The sequence below is a fragment of the Priestia taiwanensis genome (assembly GCF_014638355.1).
Lineage (GTDB): Bacteria > Bacillota > Bacilli > Bacillales > Bacillaceae_G > Priestia_D > Priestia_D taiwanensis.
In genome coordinates, this window is sequence record NZ_BMFK01000007.1 from 1 (window position 1) to 19,092 (window position 19,092).

Annotated in this window: 21 protein-coding genes, 1 rRNA gene and 2 other annotated features (1 of these 24 only partly in view); all 22 genes read left to right on the forward strand. The window is 38.2% G+C overall.

The window, feature by feature from the left end:
* Positions 1 to 80: 80 nt before the first annotated feature.
* The 22 genes from rrf (at position 81) to rplA (ending at position 18,966) form a co-directional block, all read left to right on the forward strand.
* Positions 81 to 196, forward strand: a 5S ribosomal RNA gene (rrf, locus tag IEV41_RS18350).
* A gap of 223 nt (positions 197 to 419) precedes the next feature.
* Complete coding sequence (locus tag IEV41_RS18355; RefSeq protein ID WP_188389970.1) at positions 420 to 881, forward strand: CtsR family transcriptional regulator; 462 nt, start codon at positions 420 to 422, stop codon at positions 879 to 881.
* Positions 882 to 907: 26 nt separating this feature from the next.
* Positions 908 to 1,450 (forward strand): hypothetical protein, encoded by a 543-nt coding sequence (locus IEV41_RS18360; protein WP_188389971.1) that lies wholly within the window; start codon positions 908 to 910, stop codon positions 1,448 to 1,450.
* A 2-nt stretch (positions 1,451 to 1,452) separates the two neighbouring features.
* The gene (mcsB, locus tag IEV41_RS18365) at positions 1,453 to 2,538 is read left to right on the forward strand and encodes a protein-arginine kinase McsB (protein ID WP_188389972.1); all 1,086 of its coding nucleotides are present in this window, start codon (positions 1,453 to 1,455) and stop codon (positions 2,536 to 2,538) included.
* Entirely contained in the window at positions 2,535 to 4,970 is a 2,436-nt protein-coding gene (clpC, locus tag IEV41_RS18370) for an ATP-dependent protease ATP-binding subunit ClpC (RefSeq protein ID WP_188389973.1), read from the forward strand. The genes mcsB and clpC overlap by 4 nt, the downstream gene beginning before the upstream one ends.
* A gap of 100 nt (positions 4,971 to 5,070) precedes the next feature.
* Complete coding sequence (gene radA, locus IEV41_RS18375; protein ID WP_188389974.1) at positions 5,071 to 6,447, forward strand: DNA repair protein RadA; 1,377 nt, start codon at positions 5,071 to 5,073, stop codon at positions 6,445 to 6,447.
* Between the two features lie 47 nt (positions 6,448 to 6,494).
* The gene (disA, locus tag IEV41_RS18380) at positions 6,495 to 7,568 is read left to right on the forward strand and encodes a DNA integrity scanning diadenylate cyclase DisA (protein WP_188389975.1); all 1,074 of its coding nucleotides are present in this window, start codon (positions 6,495 to 6,497) and stop codon (positions 7,566 to 7,568) included.
* Positions 7,569 to 7,754: 186 nt separating this feature from the next.
* Positions 7,755 to 8,855, forward strand: coding sequence for a PIN/TRAM domain-containing protein (locus IEV41_RS18385; RefSeq protein ID WP_188389976.1), 1,101 nt, complete (start codon positions 7,755 to 7,757; stop codon positions 8,853 to 8,855).
* 12 nt (positions 8,856 to 8,867) lie between these two features.
* On the forward strand, positions 8,868 to 9,545 hold the full coding sequence (gene ispD / locus IEV41_RS18390) for a 2-C-methyl-D-erythritol 4-phosphate cytidylyltransferase (protein WP_188389977.1): 678 nt from the start codon (positions 8,868 to 8,870) through the stop codon (positions 9,543 to 9,545).
* 8 nt (positions 9,546 to 9,553) lie between these two features.
* Positions 9,554 to 10,030: a 2-C-methyl-D-erythritol 2,4-cyclodiphosphate synthase gene (gene ispF, locus IEV41_RS18395; RefSeq protein WP_188389978.1), complete on the forward strand. Its 477-nt coding sequence runs from the start codon at positions 9,554 to 9,556 to the stop codon at positions 10,028 to 10,030.
* Between the two features lie 55 nt (positions 10,031 to 10,085).
* Entirely contained in the window at positions 10,086 to 11,534 is a 1,449-nt protein-coding gene (gene gltX / locus IEV41_RS18400) for a glutamate--tRNA ligase (protein ID WP_188389979.1), read from the forward strand.
* A 38-nt stretch (positions 11,535 to 11,572) separates the two neighbouring features.
* Positions 11,573 to 11,800, forward strand: a binding site (T-box leader).
* A gap of 120 nt (positions 11,801 to 11,920) precedes the next feature.
* The gene (gene cysE, locus IEV41_RS18405; RefSeq protein ID WP_188389980.1) at positions 11,921 to 12,595 is read left to right on the forward strand and encodes a serine O-acetyltransferase; all 675 of its coding nucleotides are present in this window, start codon (positions 11,921 to 11,923) and stop codon (positions 12,593 to 12,595) included.
* Complete coding sequence (gene cysS / locus IEV41_RS18410; protein ID WP_188389981.1) at positions 12,576 to 13,976, forward strand: cysteine--tRNA ligase; 1,401 nt, start codon at positions 12,576 to 12,578, stop codon at positions 13,974 to 13,976. Before cysE ends, cysS begins: the two co-directional genes overlap by 20 nt.
* A 2-nt stretch (positions 13,977 to 13,978) precedes the next feature.
* Entirely contained in the window at positions 13,979 to 14,392 is a 414-nt protein-coding gene (locus IEV41_RS18415; RefSeq protein WP_229722288.1) for a Mini-ribonuclease 3, read from the forward strand.
* A 5-nt stretch (positions 14,393 to 14,397) separates the two neighbouring features.
* The gene (gene rlmB / locus IEV41_RS18420) at positions 14,398 to 15,141 is read left to right on the forward strand and encodes a 23S rRNA (guanosine(2251)-2'-O)-methyltransferase RlmB (RefSeq protein WP_188389983.1); all 744 of its coding nucleotides are present in this window, start codon (positions 14,398 to 14,400) and stop codon (positions 15,139 to 15,141) included.
* 2 nt (positions 15,142 to 15,143) lie between these two features.
* Complete coding sequence (locus IEV41_RS18425; RefSeq protein WP_188389984.1) at positions 15,144 to 15,653, forward strand: NYN domain-containing protein; 510 nt, start codon at positions 15,144 to 15,146, stop codon at positions 15,651 to 15,653.
* Between the two features lie 45 nt (positions 15,654 to 15,698).
* On the forward strand, positions 15,699 to 16,370 hold the full coding sequence (sigH, locus tag IEV41_RS18430; protein ID WP_188390038.1) for an RNA polymerase sporulation sigma factor SigH: 672 nt from the start codon (positions 15,699 to 15,701) through the stop codon (positions 16,368 to 16,370).
* A gap of 89 nt (positions 16,371 to 16,459) precedes the next feature.
* Positions 16,460 to 16,606 (forward strand): 50S ribosomal protein L33, encoded by a 147-nt coding sequence (rpmG, locus tag IEV41_RS18435; RefSeq protein ID WP_188389985.1) that lies wholly within the window; start codon positions 16,460 to 16,462, stop codon positions 16,604 to 16,606.
* Between the two features lie 41 nt (positions 16,607 to 16,647).
* A complete protein-coding gene (gene secE / locus IEV41_RS18440; RefSeq protein WP_188389986.1) occupies positions 16,648 to 16,830 on the forward strand; it encodes a preprotein translocase subunit SecE in 183 nt (60 codons plus the stop codon).
* A 202-nt stretch (positions 16,831 to 17,032) separates the two neighbouring features.
* Positions 17,033 to 17,566, forward strand: a complete 534-nt coding sequence (gene nusG, locus IEV41_RS18445; RefSeq protein ID WP_188389987.1) for a transcription termination/antitermination protein NusG — start codon at positions 17,033 to 17,035, stop codon at positions 17,564 to 17,566.
* 177 nt (positions 17,567 to 17,743) lie between these two features.
* Complete coding sequence (gene rplK / locus IEV41_RS18450; RefSeq protein WP_028397322.1) at positions 17,744 to 18,169, forward strand: 50S ribosomal protein L11; 426 nt, start codon at positions 17,744 to 17,746, stop codon at positions 18,167 to 18,169.
* Positions 18,170 to 18,276: 107 nt separating this feature from the next.
* Complete coding sequence (gene rplA / locus IEV41_RS18455) at positions 18,277 to 18,966, forward strand: 50S ribosomal protein L1 (protein ID WP_188389988.1); 690 nt, start codon at positions 18,277 to 18,279, stop codon at positions 18,964 to 18,966.
* Positions 18,967 to 19,027: 61 nt separating this feature from the next.
* Positions 19,028 to 19,092 (forward strand) — a sequence feature (ribosomal protein L10 leader region); it runs 70 nt beyond the window's last position.

A 19,092-nucleotide genomic window follows, 5' to 3' on the forward strand; every position in this document is an offset into this window, starting at 1 on the left:
AGGACTTAACTAACGTTTATGCAAGGTTTAGCACACATTATCTAGTTTTGAAGGAATAAATACTTCAAAAATTAAATAAGTCTGGTGATGATGGCAAAGAGGTCATACCCGTTCCCATACCGAACACGGAAGTCAAGCTCTTTAGCGCCGATGGTAGTTGGGGGTTTCCCCCTGTGAGAGTAGGACGTCGCCAGGCAATGTAAAAAGAACTAGCATATATATGCTAGTTCTTTTTGTGTTTTCCTTTATATACAAAGAGAATATATTCCGTATTCTTTTTCAATAGAATAGTATGGATTTATATAGAAAATGGTTAGGATGTAAATAAATGCAGAAACAAAATAGTTGAAAAAATTCTATGTAGTTATATAATGTAACTAAAGTCAAAGTTAGTCAAAGTCAATAAAGGTGGAGGATGAATGAAAAACGTATCCGATATCATTGAACAGTACTTAAAGCAAGTGTTTAATGGGAATGAAAATAATGTGGTAGAGATTAAACGGAGTGAGATTGCAGATCGCTTTGATTGTGTACCATCTCAAATTAACTATGTTATTAATACTCGTTTTACGTTAGAAAGAGGTTACTTAGTAGAGAGTAAGCGAGGTGGGGGAGGCTATATTCGCATTATTAAGGTGAAGCTTCATGAAGACATTCATGTAATTGATCAAATGCTAGAGCTAATTGATAACAATATCCCTCAATCAAGCGCCGAAGACATTATTGAGCGCTTAATGGAAGAAAAACTAGTAACGAAGCGTGAAGCAAAATTAATGCTTAGTGTTTTAGACCGATCTGTGTTAATGATTGATTTACCATTTCGAGATGAATTAAGAGCAAGAATGTTAAGGGCAATGTTAAAGAGTTTAAAATATAAGTAATGTTTTGTTGCAAAGGAGGGATTTTTTTGATTTGTGAAGAATGTAAAGAAAGACCTGCAGCATTGCATTTTACAAAAATAATAAATGGAGAAAAGACAGAAGGACATTTGTGTGAACAATGTGCAAAAGGTGATACGTTGTTTAATGACTCTAGTCATGACATACCCATTCACAATTGGTTAGCGGCGTTTCTTCAGGCAGAGCATCCATTTATACAAAAGAAGGCAGATATGCATGTGCATCCGCATATATTAATATGCGATAAATGCCATTTAACGTACAAAAGATTTACAGAATTAGGTCGTGTCGGTTGTGACCATTGTTATGACGTATTTGAAAAACAACTACCACCATTTTTGAGAAGATTACAAGGTGGAAATACGATGCATAAGGGAAAAGTCCCTACGAAGTTGCAATATAGTATTTCTATGGAAAAAGAAATTATGTATTTAAAAGAATGCTTACAACAACAAATCCAAGAAGAAGAATTTGAAGAAGCAGCAAAAACTCGTGATCACATTCGTACCCTTGAACAACAATTAGTTGTTCAACGAAAGGGGGAGAACTAGGGATGTCATTACATCGTGTGATGAATCAAGTAATTAGTCCATGGATGATAGAAGATGGCCCTGACTCTGACATTGTGATGAGCACGAGAATACGTTTGGCGCGTAATATAAAGCATTATCGTTTTCCGCACTTAATGGACGAAGAAGAAGCGTTAACAGTTGTAGATGAGTTAAATGAAAAGTTAGATGGAAAGGCATTTGAACAGAAAGTCCCACTTCTGACATTGAGGATGGAAGAGTTACAGCCAATACATCGACGTGTCCTTATGGAAAAACATGTGATTAGTCCATATCTAGCGCAACATGCTACATATGGGGCATGTATGCTATCTGATGATGAGAGAATTAGCATGATGGTAAATGAAGAGGATCATATTCGTATTCAATGTTTATTTCCCGGCTTACAATTAGAAGATTCATTAGAGATGGCCAACAAAGTAGATGATTGGATTGAGCAAGAAATAGATTATGCATTTGATACACAACTTGGATATTTAACAAGTTGCTTAACGAATGTTGGTACTGGGCTCAGAGCATCCGTTATGATGCATCTACCAGGGCTTGTATTGACAAAACAACTCAACCGTATTGTTCCGGCTATTAACCAATTAGGATTTGTAGTAAGAGGAATATACGGAGAAGGTAGCGAAGCACTGGGGAATATTTTTCAAGTATCTAATCAAATGACACTAGGGAAATCAGAAGAAGAAACAATAAGTGATTTAAAAAATGTCGTAAAACAAATTATTTCCCAAGAAAGAATCGCAAGGGAGGCAATGAAAAAAGTGTCTCCGATTTCCTTAGAAGATAGAGTATATCGCTCATTAGGTACCTTAATGAATAGCAGAATTATTGATTCAAAAGAAGCAGCAAAGTGTTTGTCTGATATTCGACTCGGAATGGACTTATCATTTATTACGAACATCTCTACGCATGTGTTCAATGAATTGATGATTTTAACACAACCAGGAATTTTACAGCAATACGCAGGAGCTCCATTGGATACAAAGGAAAGAGATATACGTAGAGCTTCGTTAATTCGTGAGAGATTATTATTAGAGATACACAAGGAGGATGAGGATAAATGATGTTTGGAAGATTTACAGAACGTGCCCAAAAAGTTTTAGCTTTATCTCAAGAAGAAGCGATTCGAATTGGTCATAATAATATTGGAACAGAGCATATTTTGTTAGGACTTGTTCGTGAAGGAGAAGGCATTGCTGCGAAGGCATTAACAGCATTAGGTTTAAGCCCAGAGAAAGTCCAAAAAGAAGTAGAATCGTTAATTGGTCGTGGGCAAGAAAGCGTCCAAACGATTCATTACACACCAAGAGCTAAGAAAGTAATCGAATTATCTATGGATGAAGCTCGAAAACTAGGACATTCGTATGTTGGAACAGAGCATATTCTATTAGGGTTAATTCGTGAAGGAGAAGGTGTTGCCGCACGCGTTTTAAATAACTTAGGTGTAAGTTTAAATAAAGCGCGCCAGCAAGTGCTTCAGTTGCTAGGTAGCAATGAAACTGCATCTGGCCATCAAAATAGTGCAACTTCGAATGTGAATACACCAACGTTAGATAGTTTAGCACGAGATTTAACAGTGATTGCCAGAGAAGATCGATTAGATCCAGTCATTGGCCGTAGTAAAGAAATTCAACGTGTTATTGAAGTGTTGAGCCGCCGTACAAAGAATAATCCAGTACTCATTGGAGAGCCTGGTGTCGGAAAAACCGCTATTGCAGAGGGATTGGCACAACAAATTGTTCATAATGAAGTGCCTGAGACGCTACGCGACAAGCGAGTGATGACATTGGATATGGGGACAGTAGTAGCTGGTACGAAATACCGAGGGGAATTTGAAGATCGCTTAAAGAAAGTAATGGATGAAATTCGCCAAGCAGGAAATATTATTTTGTTCATTGATGAGTTGCATACATTAATTGGTGCTGGTGGTGCAGAAGGTGCGATTGATGCATCAAATATCTTAAAACCATCTCTTGCACGAGGCGAATTACAATGTATTGGTGCTACAACGTTAGATGAGTATCGTAAATACATTGAAAAAGATGCTGCACTAGAGCGTCGTTTCCAACCAATTCATGTAGATGAGCCAAGTATGGAAGAGTCGATTCAAATTTTAAAAGGGTTACGTGATCGTTATGAGGCACATCATCGTGTATCTATCTCAGATGAGGCGATTGTTGAAGCTGTAAAGTTATCAGATCGATACATTACAGATCGTTTCTTACCAGATAAAGCAATTGATGTTATTGATGAGGCAGGCTCTAAAGTGCGTCTTCGTTCTTTCACAACACCACCTAATTTAAAAGAATTAGAAATAAAGTTAGAAGAGGTTCGCAAAGAGAAAGACGCAGCTGTTCAAAGTCAAGAGTTTGAGAAAGCAGCATCATTACGTGATGCTGAACAACGTCTACGTGAACAGTTAGAAGACACGAAGAGAGTATGGAAAGAGCAACAAGGAAAAGAAAACACGGAAGTAACCGTTGAAGATATTGCAAGTGTTGTATCTACATGGACACGAATTCCTGTATCAAAAATTGCCCAAACAGAAACAGATAAGTTACTTAACATGGAGAAACTGTTACACTCTCGTTTAATTGGGCAGGAAGAAGCTGTTGTAGCAGTATCAAAAGCGGTTCGTCGTGCAAGAGCAGGATTAAAAGATCCAAAACGCCCAATTGGTTCGTTCATTTTCTTAGGGCCAACAGGTGTCGGAAAAACAGAATTAGCAAGAGCTTTAGCGGAAGCAATGTTTGGCGATGAAGATGCAATGATTCGTGTAGATATGTCTGAGTACATGGAGAAGCATTCGACATCTCGTCTCGTTGGTTCACCTCCAGGATACGTTGGACATGATGAAGGTGGTCAGTTAACGGAGAAAGTACGTCGTAAACCGTACTCAGTTATCTTGTTAGATGAAATCGAAAAGGCACATCCAGAAGTATTTAATATTTTATTACAAGTATTAGAGGATGGGCGTTTAACGGATTCGAAAGGGCGCACAGTAGACTTCCGTAATACAATTGTTATTATGACTTCAAACGTTGGAGCTAGTGCACTAAAGAAAAATAAATATGTTGGTTTTAACGTACAAGATGAGTCGGCAAAGCATAACGATATGAAAGGAAAAGTGATGGATGAACTAAAGAAAGCATTCCGTCCAGAGTTCTTAAATCGTATCGATGAAATTATTGTGTTCCATTCATTAGAAGACAAACACTTAAAAGAAATTGTAACATTAATGGCGCGTCAGTTAACGAAGCGTCTAGAAGAACAACAAATCGAGTTAATTCTAACCGATGCAGCAATTGATAAGCTTGCAAAAGAAGGCAGTGATTTAGAATATGGAGCTCGTCCGTTACGCCGTGCAATTCAAAAGCATGTAGAAGATCGCTTGTCAGAAGAACTACTACGTGGTGAAATTGAACGTGGTCAACAAGTAACGTTAGATGTTGAGCAAGAATCATTTGTCATTCGCACAGTAGAAAAGGTAAAATAATAAATAAGAGAAGTAGAACAAAGGGGCTTGTCGATAGCTCCTTTGTTTGCATTATAAGGTTATGCAGATAGTGTTGTAGAAAAGTGAGGAAAGTATAGACATGGCAAAACAAAAAACAAAGTTTATGTGTCAAGATTGTGGGTATGAATCGCCGAAATGGATGGGGAAATGTCCAGGTTGTAACGCTTGGAATAAGATGGTTGAAGAGATAGCGCCACAAAAATCCTCTAGAAGATTAACATATACAACAACTTTATCCACTGAAGCATCAAAACCACAAAAAATCACGAGTGTTGAGACAAAGAATGAGGCTCGTATCCCAACGAAATTTAGTGAATTTAATCGCGTATTAGGCGGGGGAATTGTACAAGGGTCTCTTGTACTAATTGGAGGCGATCCTGGAATTGGAAAGTCGACGATTCTCTTGCAAGTATCTTCACAAGTAGCAGAAGCAAATCATCGTGTTTTATATATATCAGGGGAAGAATCTCCGAAACAAATTAAGCTACGTGCAGAGAGATTAGGTGTAGAGAGCGACAATCTTTACGTGTTATCAGAAACTGATCTACAATATATTACCCGCTATATAGAGGAAGTAAATCCGGACTTAGTTGTTATTGACTCGATTCAAACGATCTATCTGTCGGAGGTTACTTCTGCACCGGGAAGTGTATCCCAAGTACGAGAGTGTACGGCAGAGTTAATGAAGTTAGCTAAGACGAAAGGCATTCCTATTTTTATCGTTGGTCATGTAACAAAAGAAGGATCAATAGCTGGACCAAGAATGTTAGAACATATGGTTGATGCAGTGCTCTACTTTGAAGGAGAACGTCATCATACGTATCGAATTTTGCGAGCTGTAAAGAACAGATTTGGTTCAACAAATGAGATGGGTATTTTTGAAATGAAAGAGCTTGGATTAGAGGAAGTGTTGAATCCGTCTGAAATCTTCTTAGAAGAGCGTCCGGTAGGAGTAGCTGGATCTACGGTTGTTGCTTCTATGGAGGGAACGCGCCCGGTTCTTGTCGAGATTCAAGCGTTAATTTCTCCGACGAGTTTTGGGAATCCTAGAAGAATGGCGACTGGTATTGATCATAACCGCGTATCCTTGATTATGGCGGTGTTGGAGAAACGTGTCGGGTTACTGTTACAAAACCAAGATGCATATTTAAAGGTAGCTGGTGGGATGAAGTTAGATGAACCAGCAATTGATTTAGCAGTGGCACTGAGCATTGCATCAAGTTTCAAAGATAAGCCAACATCTCCAACTGATGTTGTTGTAGGGGAAGTTGGACTAACAGGTGAAGTAAGACGTGTTGCACGCATTGAACAACGTGTCCAAGAAGCAGCGAAGCTTGGGTTTAAGCGAATTATTATCCCCAATAAAAACTTCGGTGGTTGGACAATCCCAGATGGTATTGAAGTAATTGGTGTAAATAATGTTGGAGAGGCAATACGTCATACATTAGGACAATAGGGAAGGAGGATACTGGTTTCTAGATGATGAATACCAGAGTAACCTAGATGGAAGAAAACAAACAAAAATCAAAAAATATTGTTAATTTATTACAACTCGTTGCACCTGGGACACCGTTACGTGATGGTATTAATAACGTTTTACGAGCTGAAACAGGTGGATTAATTGTGTTAGGATATAACGAACTTGTGAAAGAGATGGTGGATGGTGGATTTTTTATTCAATGTCCATATTCTCCAGCTAGCCTTTATGAATTGGCAAAAATGGACGGTGCCATTGTGTTAAATGAAACAGGAAGTAAAATTATTTTAGCCAATGCACAGCTTATTCCAGATGCATCGATTAGTTCTATTGAAACAGGAATGAGGCATCGTACAGCGGAACGAGTAGCGAAGCAAACAGGAAACCTTGTAATTGCTATTTCCCAACGTCGTAATGTTATAACTCTTTACCAAGGGAATGTACGTTATACACTTCGAGATATTGGGGTTATTTTGACGAAAGCGAATCAAGCAATTCAAACGCTAGAAAAATACAAAGTCGTATGGAATCAGCGTATTACAACGCTAGGGTTGTTAGAATTTGAGGAAGTAACAACATTAGCAGAAGTGGTATCCGTTTTACATAGTGTGGAAATGGTACTGCGTATTAAAAATGAAGTGCATAACTATGTGAATGAATTAGGGACAGAAGGTCGACTTATTCGGTTACAATTAGCGGAATTAGTATCTGATATTGAGAAAGAAGCACTTTTACTTATTAAAGATTATCATTATGATAAAGAACAAGATCCACATGTTATCTTACGTAAGTTGCAAGAACTGTCTAATATGGAATTGCTAGATGATGTTGTTATCGTGAAATTATTAGGATACCCACCCCATATGAATATGGAAGGGTTAATTGTCCCAAGAGGATATCGTATTTTAACAAAAATATCACGCTTGCCTCCACTTGTAATTGAAAATTTAATTGAGACGTTTAGGCATTTAAAAGGTGTTTGTCGTGCGACAATGTCTGATTTAGATGAAGTAGAGGGTATTGGTGAAGTACGAGCAAGGAAAATAAAGGACGGATTGAAGCGAATTCAAGAACACTTACATATTAATCGCCATCATTAATAAAATAAATCCCAACAAAGAAAAGGATTATTCTACCAATTTACTGTATACTTAAAAGATAGAATATTTTTCATTCTATATTAAAAAGGTGTTTATGAAATGGCAGGGGTGTCAAATAATAAAAGAAACTTATATTATAACGTGGTATAATGCTAGAAAGCACATTATACATTCAGGAGGTGTGTTATGTTAAAAAGAGCAGTTCAAATTGCATTTTGGATTATTGGGGGAATACTAGGCATTGTCTTTATTCCGATGTTAACAGATAAACTAGAAATCGGCTTTTTAGCCAATCCATATATAAGTGGTACAGTAGGTGCCATTGTTGGTGCAGCTGTGTTTTATGCATTAACATTTTGGGCGGTTGATCATATTGTTGGTTTGATTAAATATGTGGAAGAGCGATTAGTAAAGGCGCCAGTTACGGATATTTTATTCGGTAGCTTAGGGCTTATCTTCGGATTAATTGTTGCTTACTTTTTATCTATTCCGATGCGAAACTTTTCATTGGAAATTATTAGCACCGTCGTACCATTGTTCATTACGGTACTATGTGGCTATTTAGGGTTTCAAGTTGGGTTTAAAAAGCGTCATGAATTGGCAAGTATTTTAACGGTGCAACGTAGTGCGAAGAAGAAAGGTGCAGGTGGAGAAACAGAAGATGTAGAAGCGGCCCAATCATCATGGAAGATACTTGATACAAGTGTCATTATTGACGGGCGTATTGCAGATATATGTCAAACTGGTTTCTTAGAGGGAACAATTGTTATTCCACAATTCGTATTAGGTGAGTTGCAGCACATTGCTGATTCATCTGACTCATTGAAAAGAACCCGCGGACGCCGAGGCCTTGATATTTTGAATCGTATTCAAAAGGAATTACCGATTAAAGTAGAGGTATACGAAGGTGACTTTGAAGATATTCATGAAGTAGATAGTAAGCTTGTGAAATTAGCAAAGTTAACAAATGGTGTCGTTGTAACGAATGACTTCAATTTAAACAAGGTATGTGAATTACAACGAGTATCTGTCTTGAATATTAATGATTTAGCTAATGCAATTAAACCAGTTGTTCTTCCTGGCGAAGAAATGAAAGTATTAGTTGTTAAGGACGGGAAAGAACAGAAACAAGGTGTTGCATATTTAGATGATGGTACGATGATTGTTGTAGAAGATGGGAGAGAATACATTGGAAAAGAAATTGATGTGCTTGTAACAAGTGTATTGCAAACATCGGCAGGTCGTATGATTTTCGCGAAATTCAAGGCGTTAGAGAAAGCGTTGTAAGAGGACAAGGTAATGAAATATACATTAATTATTCCCGCTGCTGGACAAGGAAAGCGAATGGGAGCAGGGAAGAATAAATTATTTCTAGAGATGGATGGAAAGCCGGTCATTGTACATACGTTACAGCAGTTTGATATGGATGAACAATGTGAGAAAGTAGTGCTTGTAATAAATATGGAAGAAAAAGAAATCTTTCAAATGTATCTTTCTACGTATGGTATTAAGAAGCACGTAGAATATATACCTGGTGGACAAGAGAGACAAGAGAGTGTATATAACGGCGTTAAACACCTGCAAGATGCGGAATATGTTGTTGTGCATGACGGTGCTAGACCATTTGTGGAGAAAGAAGTAACACATCGTGTAGTAGGAGCATCTATGCTGACAGGGGCGGCAATTTGTGCAGTTCCTGTTAAAGATACAATTAAGCGTGTAGTGAATGAAGTCGTACAAGATACGGTAGAACGTTCGAGCTTGTGGTCTGTGCAAACACCACAGGCTTTCCGTTTGTCTCTATTAAAAAAGGCGCACGAGTATGCTATAAGAGAGGCATTCGTTGGAACAGATGATGCAAGCCTAGTCGAGCGTTTAGGTGATAAGGTACAAGTCGTGATGGGAGATTATTATAATATCAAAGTAACGACTCCAGAAGATTTACTTATTTCGGAAAGCTTTTTAAAGAGAAAGTAGGTATGAGGATGTTTCGAATTGGACAAGGATTTGATGTGCATGCTTTTTGTGAAGGAAGGCCGTTAATTTTAGGTGGTATTACGATTCCTCACGAAAAAGGTTTACTAGGTCATTCGGATGCAGATGTATTATTACATACGGTTTCAGATGCCATCTTAGGAGCAATTGCAGAAGGTGATATTGGGAAACATTTCCCGGATACAGATATGCGTTTCAAAGATGCGGATTCTGCTGTTTTATTAGAAGAAGTATGGAAACTGGTAGAAGAGAAAGGGTATGAATTAGGGAATTTAGACTGTACGATTATCGCACAGCGCCCGAAAATGCGCCCATATATCGACCAAATGTGTGCTCGTATTAGTGAGTTACTTCATGCATCAATCGATCAAGTGAATGTAAAGGCAACGACAACAGAACAGCTTGGATTCACAGGGCGTGAAGAAGGAATTGCCGCACAAGCAATTGTACTATTGAAAAAAAGGTAAGAAACTTATAAAATTTGAAAGTATATATTTAATGAAACGGAAGGTGCGTTAGAAGATGGAAAAACGAGTTCGTGTACGTTATGCGCCAAGTCCAACAGGACATTTACATATTGGTAATGCGCGTACGGCACTGTATGTATATTTATTTGCACGTCACTATAATGGAGATATGGTTCTTCGTATTGAAGATACAGACCTTGAGCGTAATGTAGAGGGCGGCGAAGAGAGTCAAGCTCGCTTCTTACATTGGTTAGGAATTGATTGGAATGAAGGTCCAGAAAAAGGTGGCGAATATGGTCCTTACCGCCAATTAGAGCGTTTAGATACGTACAAGAAGTATGCAGATGAATTAATGGAGAAAGGTTTCGCATATAAGTGTTTCTGTACGGAAGAAGAGTTGACGGCAGAACGTGAGGCACAAATGGCAGCTGGCATGCCAACAACGCGTTATAGCGGAAAGTGCCGTCATTTATCAGCTGAGGAACGTCAAGCATTAGAAGCAGAAGGAAAAGAATATACAATCCGCTTCGCTGTTCCTACGGATGAGACGTATGAGTGGGAAGATATTGTTCGTGATAACATTAAATTTGAATCAAAAGATGTAGGTGACTGGGTAATCGTAAAGAAAAACGGCATCCCAACATACAACTATGCGTGTGTAATTGATGATTACTTAATGGAAATTAGCCACGTATTACGCGGAGAAGAACACATCTCTAATACACCGAAACAATTAATGGTGTACCGTGCATTAGGATGGGAAGCACCTGGTTTCGGTCACATGGCAGTTATCGTAAATGAAAATCGTAAGAAGTTATCAAAACGTGACGAAGCGGTTATCCAATTCATTGAACAATACCATGATCTTGGCTATTTACCAGAAGCATTATTTAACTTTATTGCGTTACTTGGTTGGTCACCAGTTGGAGAAGAAGAAATCTTCAGCAAAGATGAATTCATCTCTATTTTCGATCCGAAGCGTTTAAGTGCAGCACCTGCAATGTTTGACCGTGATAAATTAGCATGGATTAACAATCGTTACGTAAAAGCGGCTACATTAGAAGAAGTAGTAGCATTAGCGAAACCACACTTAGCAAAAGCATACGATTTAAGTGATAAATCAGAGGAGTGGGTAACAAACTTAATCGCTCTGTACAAAGATCAGATGAGCTATGGTGCGGAGATTGTAGAATTAGTTGATTTATTCTTCAAAGATGCATTAACATTAAATGAAGAAGCACAAGCTGTTATTGACGGAGAGCAAGTGAAAGAAGTACTAACTGCTTTAGTGCAAGAATTACAAGCATTAGATACATTAGCTCCAGATACAGTAAAAGCATCAGTGAAAGCTGTTCAAAAAGCGACAGGCCAAAAAGGAAAAGCGTTATTCATGCCTATCCGTGTCGCAACAACTGGTCAAACACATGGTCCAGAATTGCCTAATGCCATTGTATTATTAGGGAAAGAGAAAGTAATTGCTCGCCTGCAATCGTTTATTGGGTAACATTTTGTAGGTTGGATAATATATTAGTAAACACATATGAAAAAGCGTCGACAAGGAGAGTAAGACGTACCGTTTCTTTAATAGAGAGAATCACCGTAGGCTGAAAGTGATTTAAGAAAAGGACGTTTGAAGTGCACCTTGGAGTCTTCTGTTGAACTGTAGTAGACAGAAGCGGTGAGAGCCGTTATGAAAAGGAAAAGTTGGGATTATCCTTAAGAGAGGATGATTCAAACAGAGTGGAACCGCGCTGTAACAGCGTCTCTGTGTATATATCAATGATATGCATAGGGGCGCTGTTTCTTTTTTTGGTCTTATGTTTCGCTTTGGTGTAAAGAGGTGACGGTAACGAATACTTAGTTGCTTTTGAATAACGAGGGGGGATTTTGTTGTTTAAGCGTATGAAAGAGGATATACAAGTAATCTTCGAACAAGATCCTGCAGCACGGAGCTATATCGAAGTTATTTTAACATATTCTGGTTTGCATGCGATTTGGGCACATCGTATTGCGCATTGGTTGTTTAAAAGACGTTGGTTTTTCCTAGCGAGGATAATATCACAAGTGAGCCGTTTCTTTACAGGGATTGAGATTCATCCAGGAGCAACAATTGGCCGGCGCTTTTTCATTGACCACGGCATGGGAATTGTCATTGGTGAAACGTGTGAGATAGGTGATAATGTAACGATTTATCAAGGTGTGACGTTAGGTGGTACCGGAAAAGAAAAAGGAAAACGCCACCCAACGTTAAAAGATAATGTACTCGTTGCAACAGGTGCGAAAGTGTTAGGTTCCATTACAATTGGAGAGAATGCTAAAATTGGGGCAGGTTCAGTTGTATTAACAGAAGTGCCACCAAATTCTACGGTAGTTGGAATTCCAGGGAAAGTTGTAATTCGGGATGGCATCCGAATTGGAAAAGATTTAAATCATTGTAATTTACCAGACCCAGTGACAGATAAATTAAAGGTTATGGAAGAAGAAATAGAACGGTTAAGGGATGAATTACAGACGCTAAAGAACGAGAAAGAAGGGAAGAATGTAAATGACTATTTATCTTTATAATACAATGACTCGTCAGAAGGAAGAGTTTAAACCTCTTACCCCGAATAAAGTGAAGATGTACGTATGCGGACCAACTGTATATAACTATATTCATATTGGAAATGCACGACCAGTAATCGTATTTGATACGGTGCGTCGTTACTTTGAATATAGTGGATACGACGTGGAGTACGTGTCGAATTTTACAGATGTGGACGATAAATTAATTAAAGCAGCAAATGAATTAGGAGAAGATGTTCCAACGATTGCGGAACGCTTTATCGATGCATTCTTTGAAGATGTGTCAGCATTAGGATGCAAGAAGGCAAGTGTTCATCCTCGTGTAACAGAAAGCATGGATATCATCATTGAATTCATTGAGCAATTAATTGAAAAAGGTTATGCATATGAATCAGAGGGGGATGTTTACTTCCGAACGAAAGAATTCAATGGATATGGAAAGCTTTCACACCAATCAATTGATGAACTTCGTTTAGGGGAGCGTATTGAAGTTGGGGAGAAGAAGCAAGACCCACTTGATTTCGTTCTTTGGAAAGCAGCGAAAGAAGGTGAGATTTATTGGGAAAGTCCGTGGGGGCATGGGCGACCAGGTTGGCATATTGAATGCTCAGCAATGGCGAAGAAGTATCTAGGTGATACAATTGATATCCATGCAGGCGGACAAGATTTATCGTTCCCACACCATGAGAATGAAATTGCACAGTCAGAAGCATTAAATGAAAAGACATTTGCAAATTATTGGATGCACAATGGTTATATTAATATTAACAATGAAAAAATGTCGAAGTCGTTAGGTAACTTCGTTCTCGTACACGATATCATTAAACATATCGATCCACAGTTAATTCGTTTCTTTATCTTATCTGTACATTACCGTCATCCAATTAATTTCAGTGATGAGTTATTAGAGAATACGAAAAATGGATTTGAGCGTATTAAAACGGCATATCAAAATGTTAAGCACCGTTTAGATACCAGCACGAATTTAACAGATCGTGATGAGGTGTGGCTAGACGAGATTGAAGAGAGTCACGAAGAGTTTGTGACACATATGAACGATGACTTTAATACGGCAAACGCAATTAGTGTTCTGTACGGACTTGCACGTCAAGCGAATCAATATTTATTAGAAACAAATACATCACAAAATGTATTAAATGCATTCTTACACCAGTTTTCATCATTAGCTTCTGTGTTAGGCCTTGAATTAGAGGTAAAAGAAGAACTATTAGATGAAGAAATTGAAGCGTTAATTGAACAACGAAACACAGCACGTAAGGAACGTAATTTCCAACTAGCAGATCAAATTCGTGATGAATTAAAGGAAAAGAACATTGTCTTAGAAGATACAGCGCAAGGAGTAAGATGGAAGAGAGGGTAAGGATGACAGAACGTACAAGAATAGATGCAAAACAATTGAATAGTCTTGCGCTAGCTTATATCGGTGATGCCGTATATGAAATTTATGTACGACATCACATCCTTCAAAAAGGTACGATACGTCCAAATCAATTACATAAGACGGCTACGACATTTGTATCAGCGAAGTCTCAGGCGAAAGTCATTCATTACTTATTAGAAGAGGAGCGTTTGACAGAAGAGGAGTTAGCTGTTTTCAGACGTGGTCGTAATGCGAAGTCTGGAAGTGTACCGAAGAATACGGATGTACAAACATATCGATATAGTACAGGATTTGAAGCGTTAATTGGCTATTTGGATTTACTCGGTAGGCAAGAACGATTAGAAGAAATAATTACGACAGCAATTCAATTTGTCGAAGAGAATGGAAAGGGGTAACAAACGTGTCAAGTGAATTCATCATTGGAAGAAACACCGTAATTGAAGCGTTAAAGTCAGGACGCGATTTAAATAAACTGTGGGTAGCAGAAGGGGCTACGAAGGGGCAAATTCAAATTGTTCTTCAGTTAGCAAAGGAAAATGGCGTTATCGTTCAGTTTTCTCCGAAAAAAAAGTTAGACCAAATGGTAGAAGGAAATCATCAAGGCGTAGTAGCTTCTGTAGCGGCATATAGTTATGCAGAGATGGATGATTTATTTAAGGTAGCAGAGGAGCGTAACGAGGCACCGTTCTTCTTATTATTAGATGAAATTGAAGACCCGCATAACTTAGGGTCAATTATGCGTACAGCAGATGCAGTTGGTGCACATGGCATTATTATTCCGAAGCGCCGTGCAGTTGGATTAACGGCAACGGTTGCAAAAGCATCAACAGGAGCAATTGAATACATTCCTGTCGCACGTGTAACAAATATGGCGCGAGCGATGGATGAATTAAAAGAGCGTGGGGTATGGATTGTTGGTACAGACGCAAAGGGTAAGGATGATTATCGTAACATTGATGGCAAAATGCCGATAGGTTTAGTGATTGGAAGTGAAGGGAAGGGGATGAGTCGCTTAGTGAAAGACAAGTGTGATTTCCTGATTAATCTTCCGATGGCCGGAAAGGTAACATCGCTAAATGCTTCTGTTGCTGCAAGCTTATTAATGTATGAGGTATACCGCAAACGTCATCCGCTCGGAGAATAAGTGTGGATATTCTAATTGTAGATGGCTATAACATTATTGGATCATGGCCAGAATTACAAAAAGCAAAAGAACGAGATTTAGAAGAAGCAAGAGATATACTTATTAACAAAATGGCAGAATACCAAGCTCATACGGGATACCGCGTTATTATTGTATTTGATGCATATTATGTGCAAGGGATAGAGAAGAAAATGAAGCAGTCACGTGTAGAAGTGATTTTTACAAAAAAAAATCAAACTGCAGATGAACGAATTGAACAATTAGCTATCTCGCTTCGAAAAGTGAATACGCACATCCATGTTGCGACTTCTGATTATACAGAGCAGTGGGCGATTTTTGGACAAGGGGCACTGCGGAAATCTGCCCGTGAGTTGCTTATTGAAATGGAAGTAATGGAGAAGTCCATTACAAAGCATGTAAAGAAAACGAATGAAGAAAAGCTACCGAATCGACAAGTATTTAGTGACAAAGTGACAGAAATGTTTGAAAAAATGCGTCGAGGCAAACAATGAACGTTGACCTCTTTAAAACGCTTACTGTATAATATTTCTAACTACATGCGGTCGGGAGGAATAGATGTGACGGCAGACTTGGAAGAAAATATGCGTTTGAAGTATGCTACTTTAGAGGATGAAGAGATTTTAGAATTCGTGCAAAACGGTGATTTAGAGTCGCTAGAGTATTTAATTTATAAATATAAGAATTTTGTACGAGCGAAGGCGCGATCATATTTTCTTGTTGGAGCGGATCGAGAGGATATTATTCAAGAAGGAATGATTGGTCTGTATAAGGCGATTCGTGATTACAAAGGGGACAAGCAATCTTCTTTTAAAGCATTTGCAGAACTATGTATCACAAGGCAAATTATTACAGCAATTAAGACGGCAACGAGACAAAAACATATTCCTCTAAACTCGTATGTTTCGTTAGATAAACCAATTTATGATGAAGAGTCTGACCGCACTCTATTAGACGTCATCTCAGAAGCAAAAGTAATGGATCCAGAGGAAATGGTCATTAACCAAGAAGAGTTTGACGATATTGAACTGAAGATGGCAGAGTTATTAAGTGATTTAGAGAAAAAAGTATTGTCACTTTACTTAGATGGTAGATCGTATCAAGAGATATCAGTTGAATTAAATCGACATGTGAAATCAATTGATAACGCACTTCAGCGTGTGAAAAGAAAAGTAGAGCGATACTTAGAAATTCGAGAAATTACGATGTAGGACAGCGTTTATAATTGACGTTGACATTGTCTTTTTAAATATGGTAGATTTTAATAGACATAATAGACTTAAAATAGGTTGGTGTACACATGAGAAAGAAAGTAATTCTTGCATGTAGTGTATGTAACAATCGTAATTATACAACGATGAAGAACAGCTCTGAAGTAGAAAGACTGGAAATGAAAAAGTTTTGTAATAACTGCAACTCGCATTCGGTTCATCGTGAAACGAAATAAATAGATTTTACTAGTTTAGTGTAATAATTGGAGGTTCTTACATGCAACGTTTGACAGGGTTTTTCAGTGGTGTAGGTCGTGAAATGAAAAAGGTTAGCTGGCCTAAAGGGAAAGAACTGACTCGCTACACTGTAGTTGTAGTCGCAACTGTATTATTTGCTGTTGCCTTCTTTGCGGCAGTGGATTATGGAATTTCTTCTTTAATTCGTGCAATACTTGAATAAGAACTAACAGTTCATGGTATAATGGTGAATAAACGCATCAAATAGAAGGCCCGGAAACGGGTTTTTTAATTTGGGAAAAAAGCCGCGTGAGCAGAGTTTGGAAGGATTCTTTTCTTAGTATGCTCATTTAATTGGCTCAAATAAACAACGTAAGTAAAGAAAACTTATTGCCAGGGAGGGAAGGACGAGAGTCCTGAATAATATGGAAAAAAATTGGTATGTAGTACATACGTACTCTGGATATGAAAATAAAGTAAAAGCAAACCTGGAGAAACGCGTTGAATCAATGGGGATGCAAGATAAGATTTTTCGTGTCATTGTCCCAGAAGAAACAGAAGTAGAAATGAGAAATGGGAAAGAAAAAGTAATAAAACGTAAAGTATTCCCAGGCTACGTATTAGTAGAATTAATCATGACAGATGATTCTTGGTATGTGGTAAGAAATACACCTGGTGTAACTGGATTCGTTGGATCGGCTGGTTCTGGTTCAAAGCCTACACCACTATTAGAAGAAGAAGTAGAAGTTATTTTAACCCATATGGGTGTAGATGCAGCTTCTGTAGAGTTCGATTATGAACTATTCGAAACAGTTCGTGTAAATGAAGGTCCATTCGCGAATTTAACTGGCTCAATCCAAGAAATAGATTTAGAAAAGAAACGAATTAAAGTGTTAGTTGACTTCTTAGGTCGCGAAACGCCGGTAGAACTTGATTTTTCTCAAATTGAAAAATTATAATCGTAAAAAACTTGAAATTAAAAATGAAAAGTGATAATATTTTTAAGGTCAGTATGTCTTGCGTGGCAAGACTGTGATTTTAAATTTTTATCTTTATACAAGTAAAAATAAAGATTAAGTTGAGTGGGAGGACCTCGTGTCCAATGACCACATCACGGACTTAAGGAGGTGTGTCTCGTGGCTAAAAAAGTAATTAAAATGGTAAAATTACAAATTCCAGCTGGTAAAGCTAACCCAGCACCACCAGTAGGACCGGCATTAGGTCAAGCAGGTGTTAACATCATGGGATTCTGTAAAGAATTCAATGCGCGTACAGCTGATCAAGCTGGTCTAATTATCCCTGTTGAAATTACGGTATTCGAAGACCGTTCATTTACATTTATTACAAAAACTCCGCCTGCTGCTGTTCTTCTTAAAAAAGCGGCTGGAATCGAGTCTGGTTCTGGTGAACCAAATCGTAATAAAGTAGCAACAGTTAAACGCGATAAAGTACGTGAAATCGCTGAAACAAAAATGCCTGACTTAAACGCTGCATCTGTTGAAGCTGCAATGCGTATGGTTGAAGGTACTGCACGTAGCATGGGTATCGTTATCGAAGACTAATCCATGTAAGTTGTTTTTGTATAGAAGGTTGCGGGTAGAATTGTTCCATTCGCAACCTTTATTCGTGGGAGGTAATTCCGCTATAACCACATAAGGAGGAAATAAAAATGGCTAAAAAAGGTAAAAAGTACGTTGAAGCTGCTAAGTTAGTGGATCGTGCAACTGTATATCCAGTAGCTGAAGCTATTGAATTAGTAAAGAAGACAAGCACAGTTAAATTTGATGCAACTGTTGAAGTAGCATTCCGTTTAGGTGTAGATCCGAAGAAAGCTGACCAACAAATTCGTGGTGCAGTAGTTCTTCCACACGGTACTGGTAAAGTACAACGTGTATTAGTATTCGCTAAAGGCGAGAAAGCAAAAGAAGCAGAAGCTGCTGGCGCTGACTTCGTAGGCGATACAGATTACATTGCGAAGATCCAACAAGGTTGGTTCGACTTTGACGTAATCGTTGCAACTCCAGACATGATGGCTGAAGTTGGTAAATTAGGTCGCGTATTAGGACCAAAAGGCTTAATGCCAAACCCGAAAACTGGTACAGTTACATTCGACGTAACAAAAGCAGTTAACGAAATCAAAGCTGGTAAAGTTGAGTACCGTGTTGATAAAGCGGGTAATATCCATGTTCCAATCGGTAAAGCTTCTTTCGAGAACGCAAAGTTAGCTGAGAACTTTAACACTGTATACGAAACAATGTTAAAAGCTAAGCCTGCTGCTGCTAAAGGAACTTACATGAAGAACGTAACAGTTACTTCAACTATGGGTCCTGGTGTAAAAGTAGACGTAGCTACTTTCTAATTATTGGAAGTTAAAAACGTTTGACTTTAAGGTCAAAGTTTTATAATATATATCTTGTGTTTGAAAAAGAATAGTTGTACCGTAGACAGTAGGTGCCCTTGGGCTTAATATCCTACCGAGGTGTGT

Bases quoted from the DNA above. Each gene is read 5' to 3' on its own strand.
- IEV41_RS18355 (WP_188389970.1), top strand. From the start codon at position 420: ATGAAAAACGTATCCGATATCATTGAACAGTACTTAAAGCAAGTGTTT.
- mcsB (WP_188389972.1), top strand. From the start codon at position 1,453: ATGTCATTACATCGTGTGATGAATCAAGTAATTAGTCCATGGATGATA.
- clpC (WP_188389973.1), top strand. From the start codon at position 2,535: ATGATGTTTGGAAGATTTACAGAACGTGCCCAAAAAGTTTTAGCTTTA.
- radA (WP_188389974.1), top strand. From the start codon at position 5,071: ATGGCAAAACAAAAAACAAAGTTTATGTGTCAAGATTGTGGGTATGAA.
- disA (WP_188389975.1), top strand. From the start codon at position 6,495: ATGGAAGAAAACAAACAAAAATCAAAAAATATTGTTAATTTATTACAA.
- IEV41_RS18385 (WP_188389976.1), top strand. From the start codon at position 7,755: ATGTTAAAAAGAGCAGTTCAAATTGCATTTTGGATTATTGGGGGAATA.
- ispD (WP_188389977.1), top strand. From the start codon at position 8,868: ATGAAATATACATTAATTATTCCCGCTGCTGGACAAGGAAAGCGAATG.
- ispF (WP_188389978.1), top strand. From the start codon at position 9,554: ATGTTTCGAATTGGACAAGGATTTGATGTGCATGCTTTTTGTGAAGGA.
- gltX (WP_188389979.1), top strand. From the start codon at position 10,086: ATGGAAAAACGAGTTCGTGTACGTTATGCGCCAAGTCCAACAGGACAT.
- cysS (WP_188389981.1), top strand. From the start codon at position 12,576: ATGACTATTTATCTTTATAATACAATGACTCGTCAGAAGGAAGAGTTT.
- IEV41_RS18415 (WP_229722288.1), top strand. From the start codon at position 13,979: ATGACAGAACGTACAAGAATAGATGCAAAACAATTGAATAGTCTTGCG.
- sigH (WP_188390038.1), top strand. From the start codon at position 15,699: ATGCGGTCGGGAGGAATAGATGTGACGGCAGACTTGGAAGAAAATATG.
- rpmG (WP_188389985.1), top strand. From the start codon at position 16,460: ATGAGAAAGAAAGTAATTCTTGCATGTAGTGTATGTAACAATCGTAAT.
- secE (WP_188389986.1), top strand. From the start codon at position 16,648: ATGCAACGTTTGACAGGGTTTTTCAGTGGTGTAGGTCGTGAAATGAAA.
- nusG (WP_188389987.1), top strand. From the start codon at position 17,033: ATGGAAAAAAATTGGTATGTAGTACATACGTACTCTGGATATGAAAAT.
- rplA (WP_188389988.1), top strand. From the start codon at position 18,277: ATGGCTAAAAAAGGTAAAAAGTACGTTGAAGCTGCTAAGTTAGTGGAT.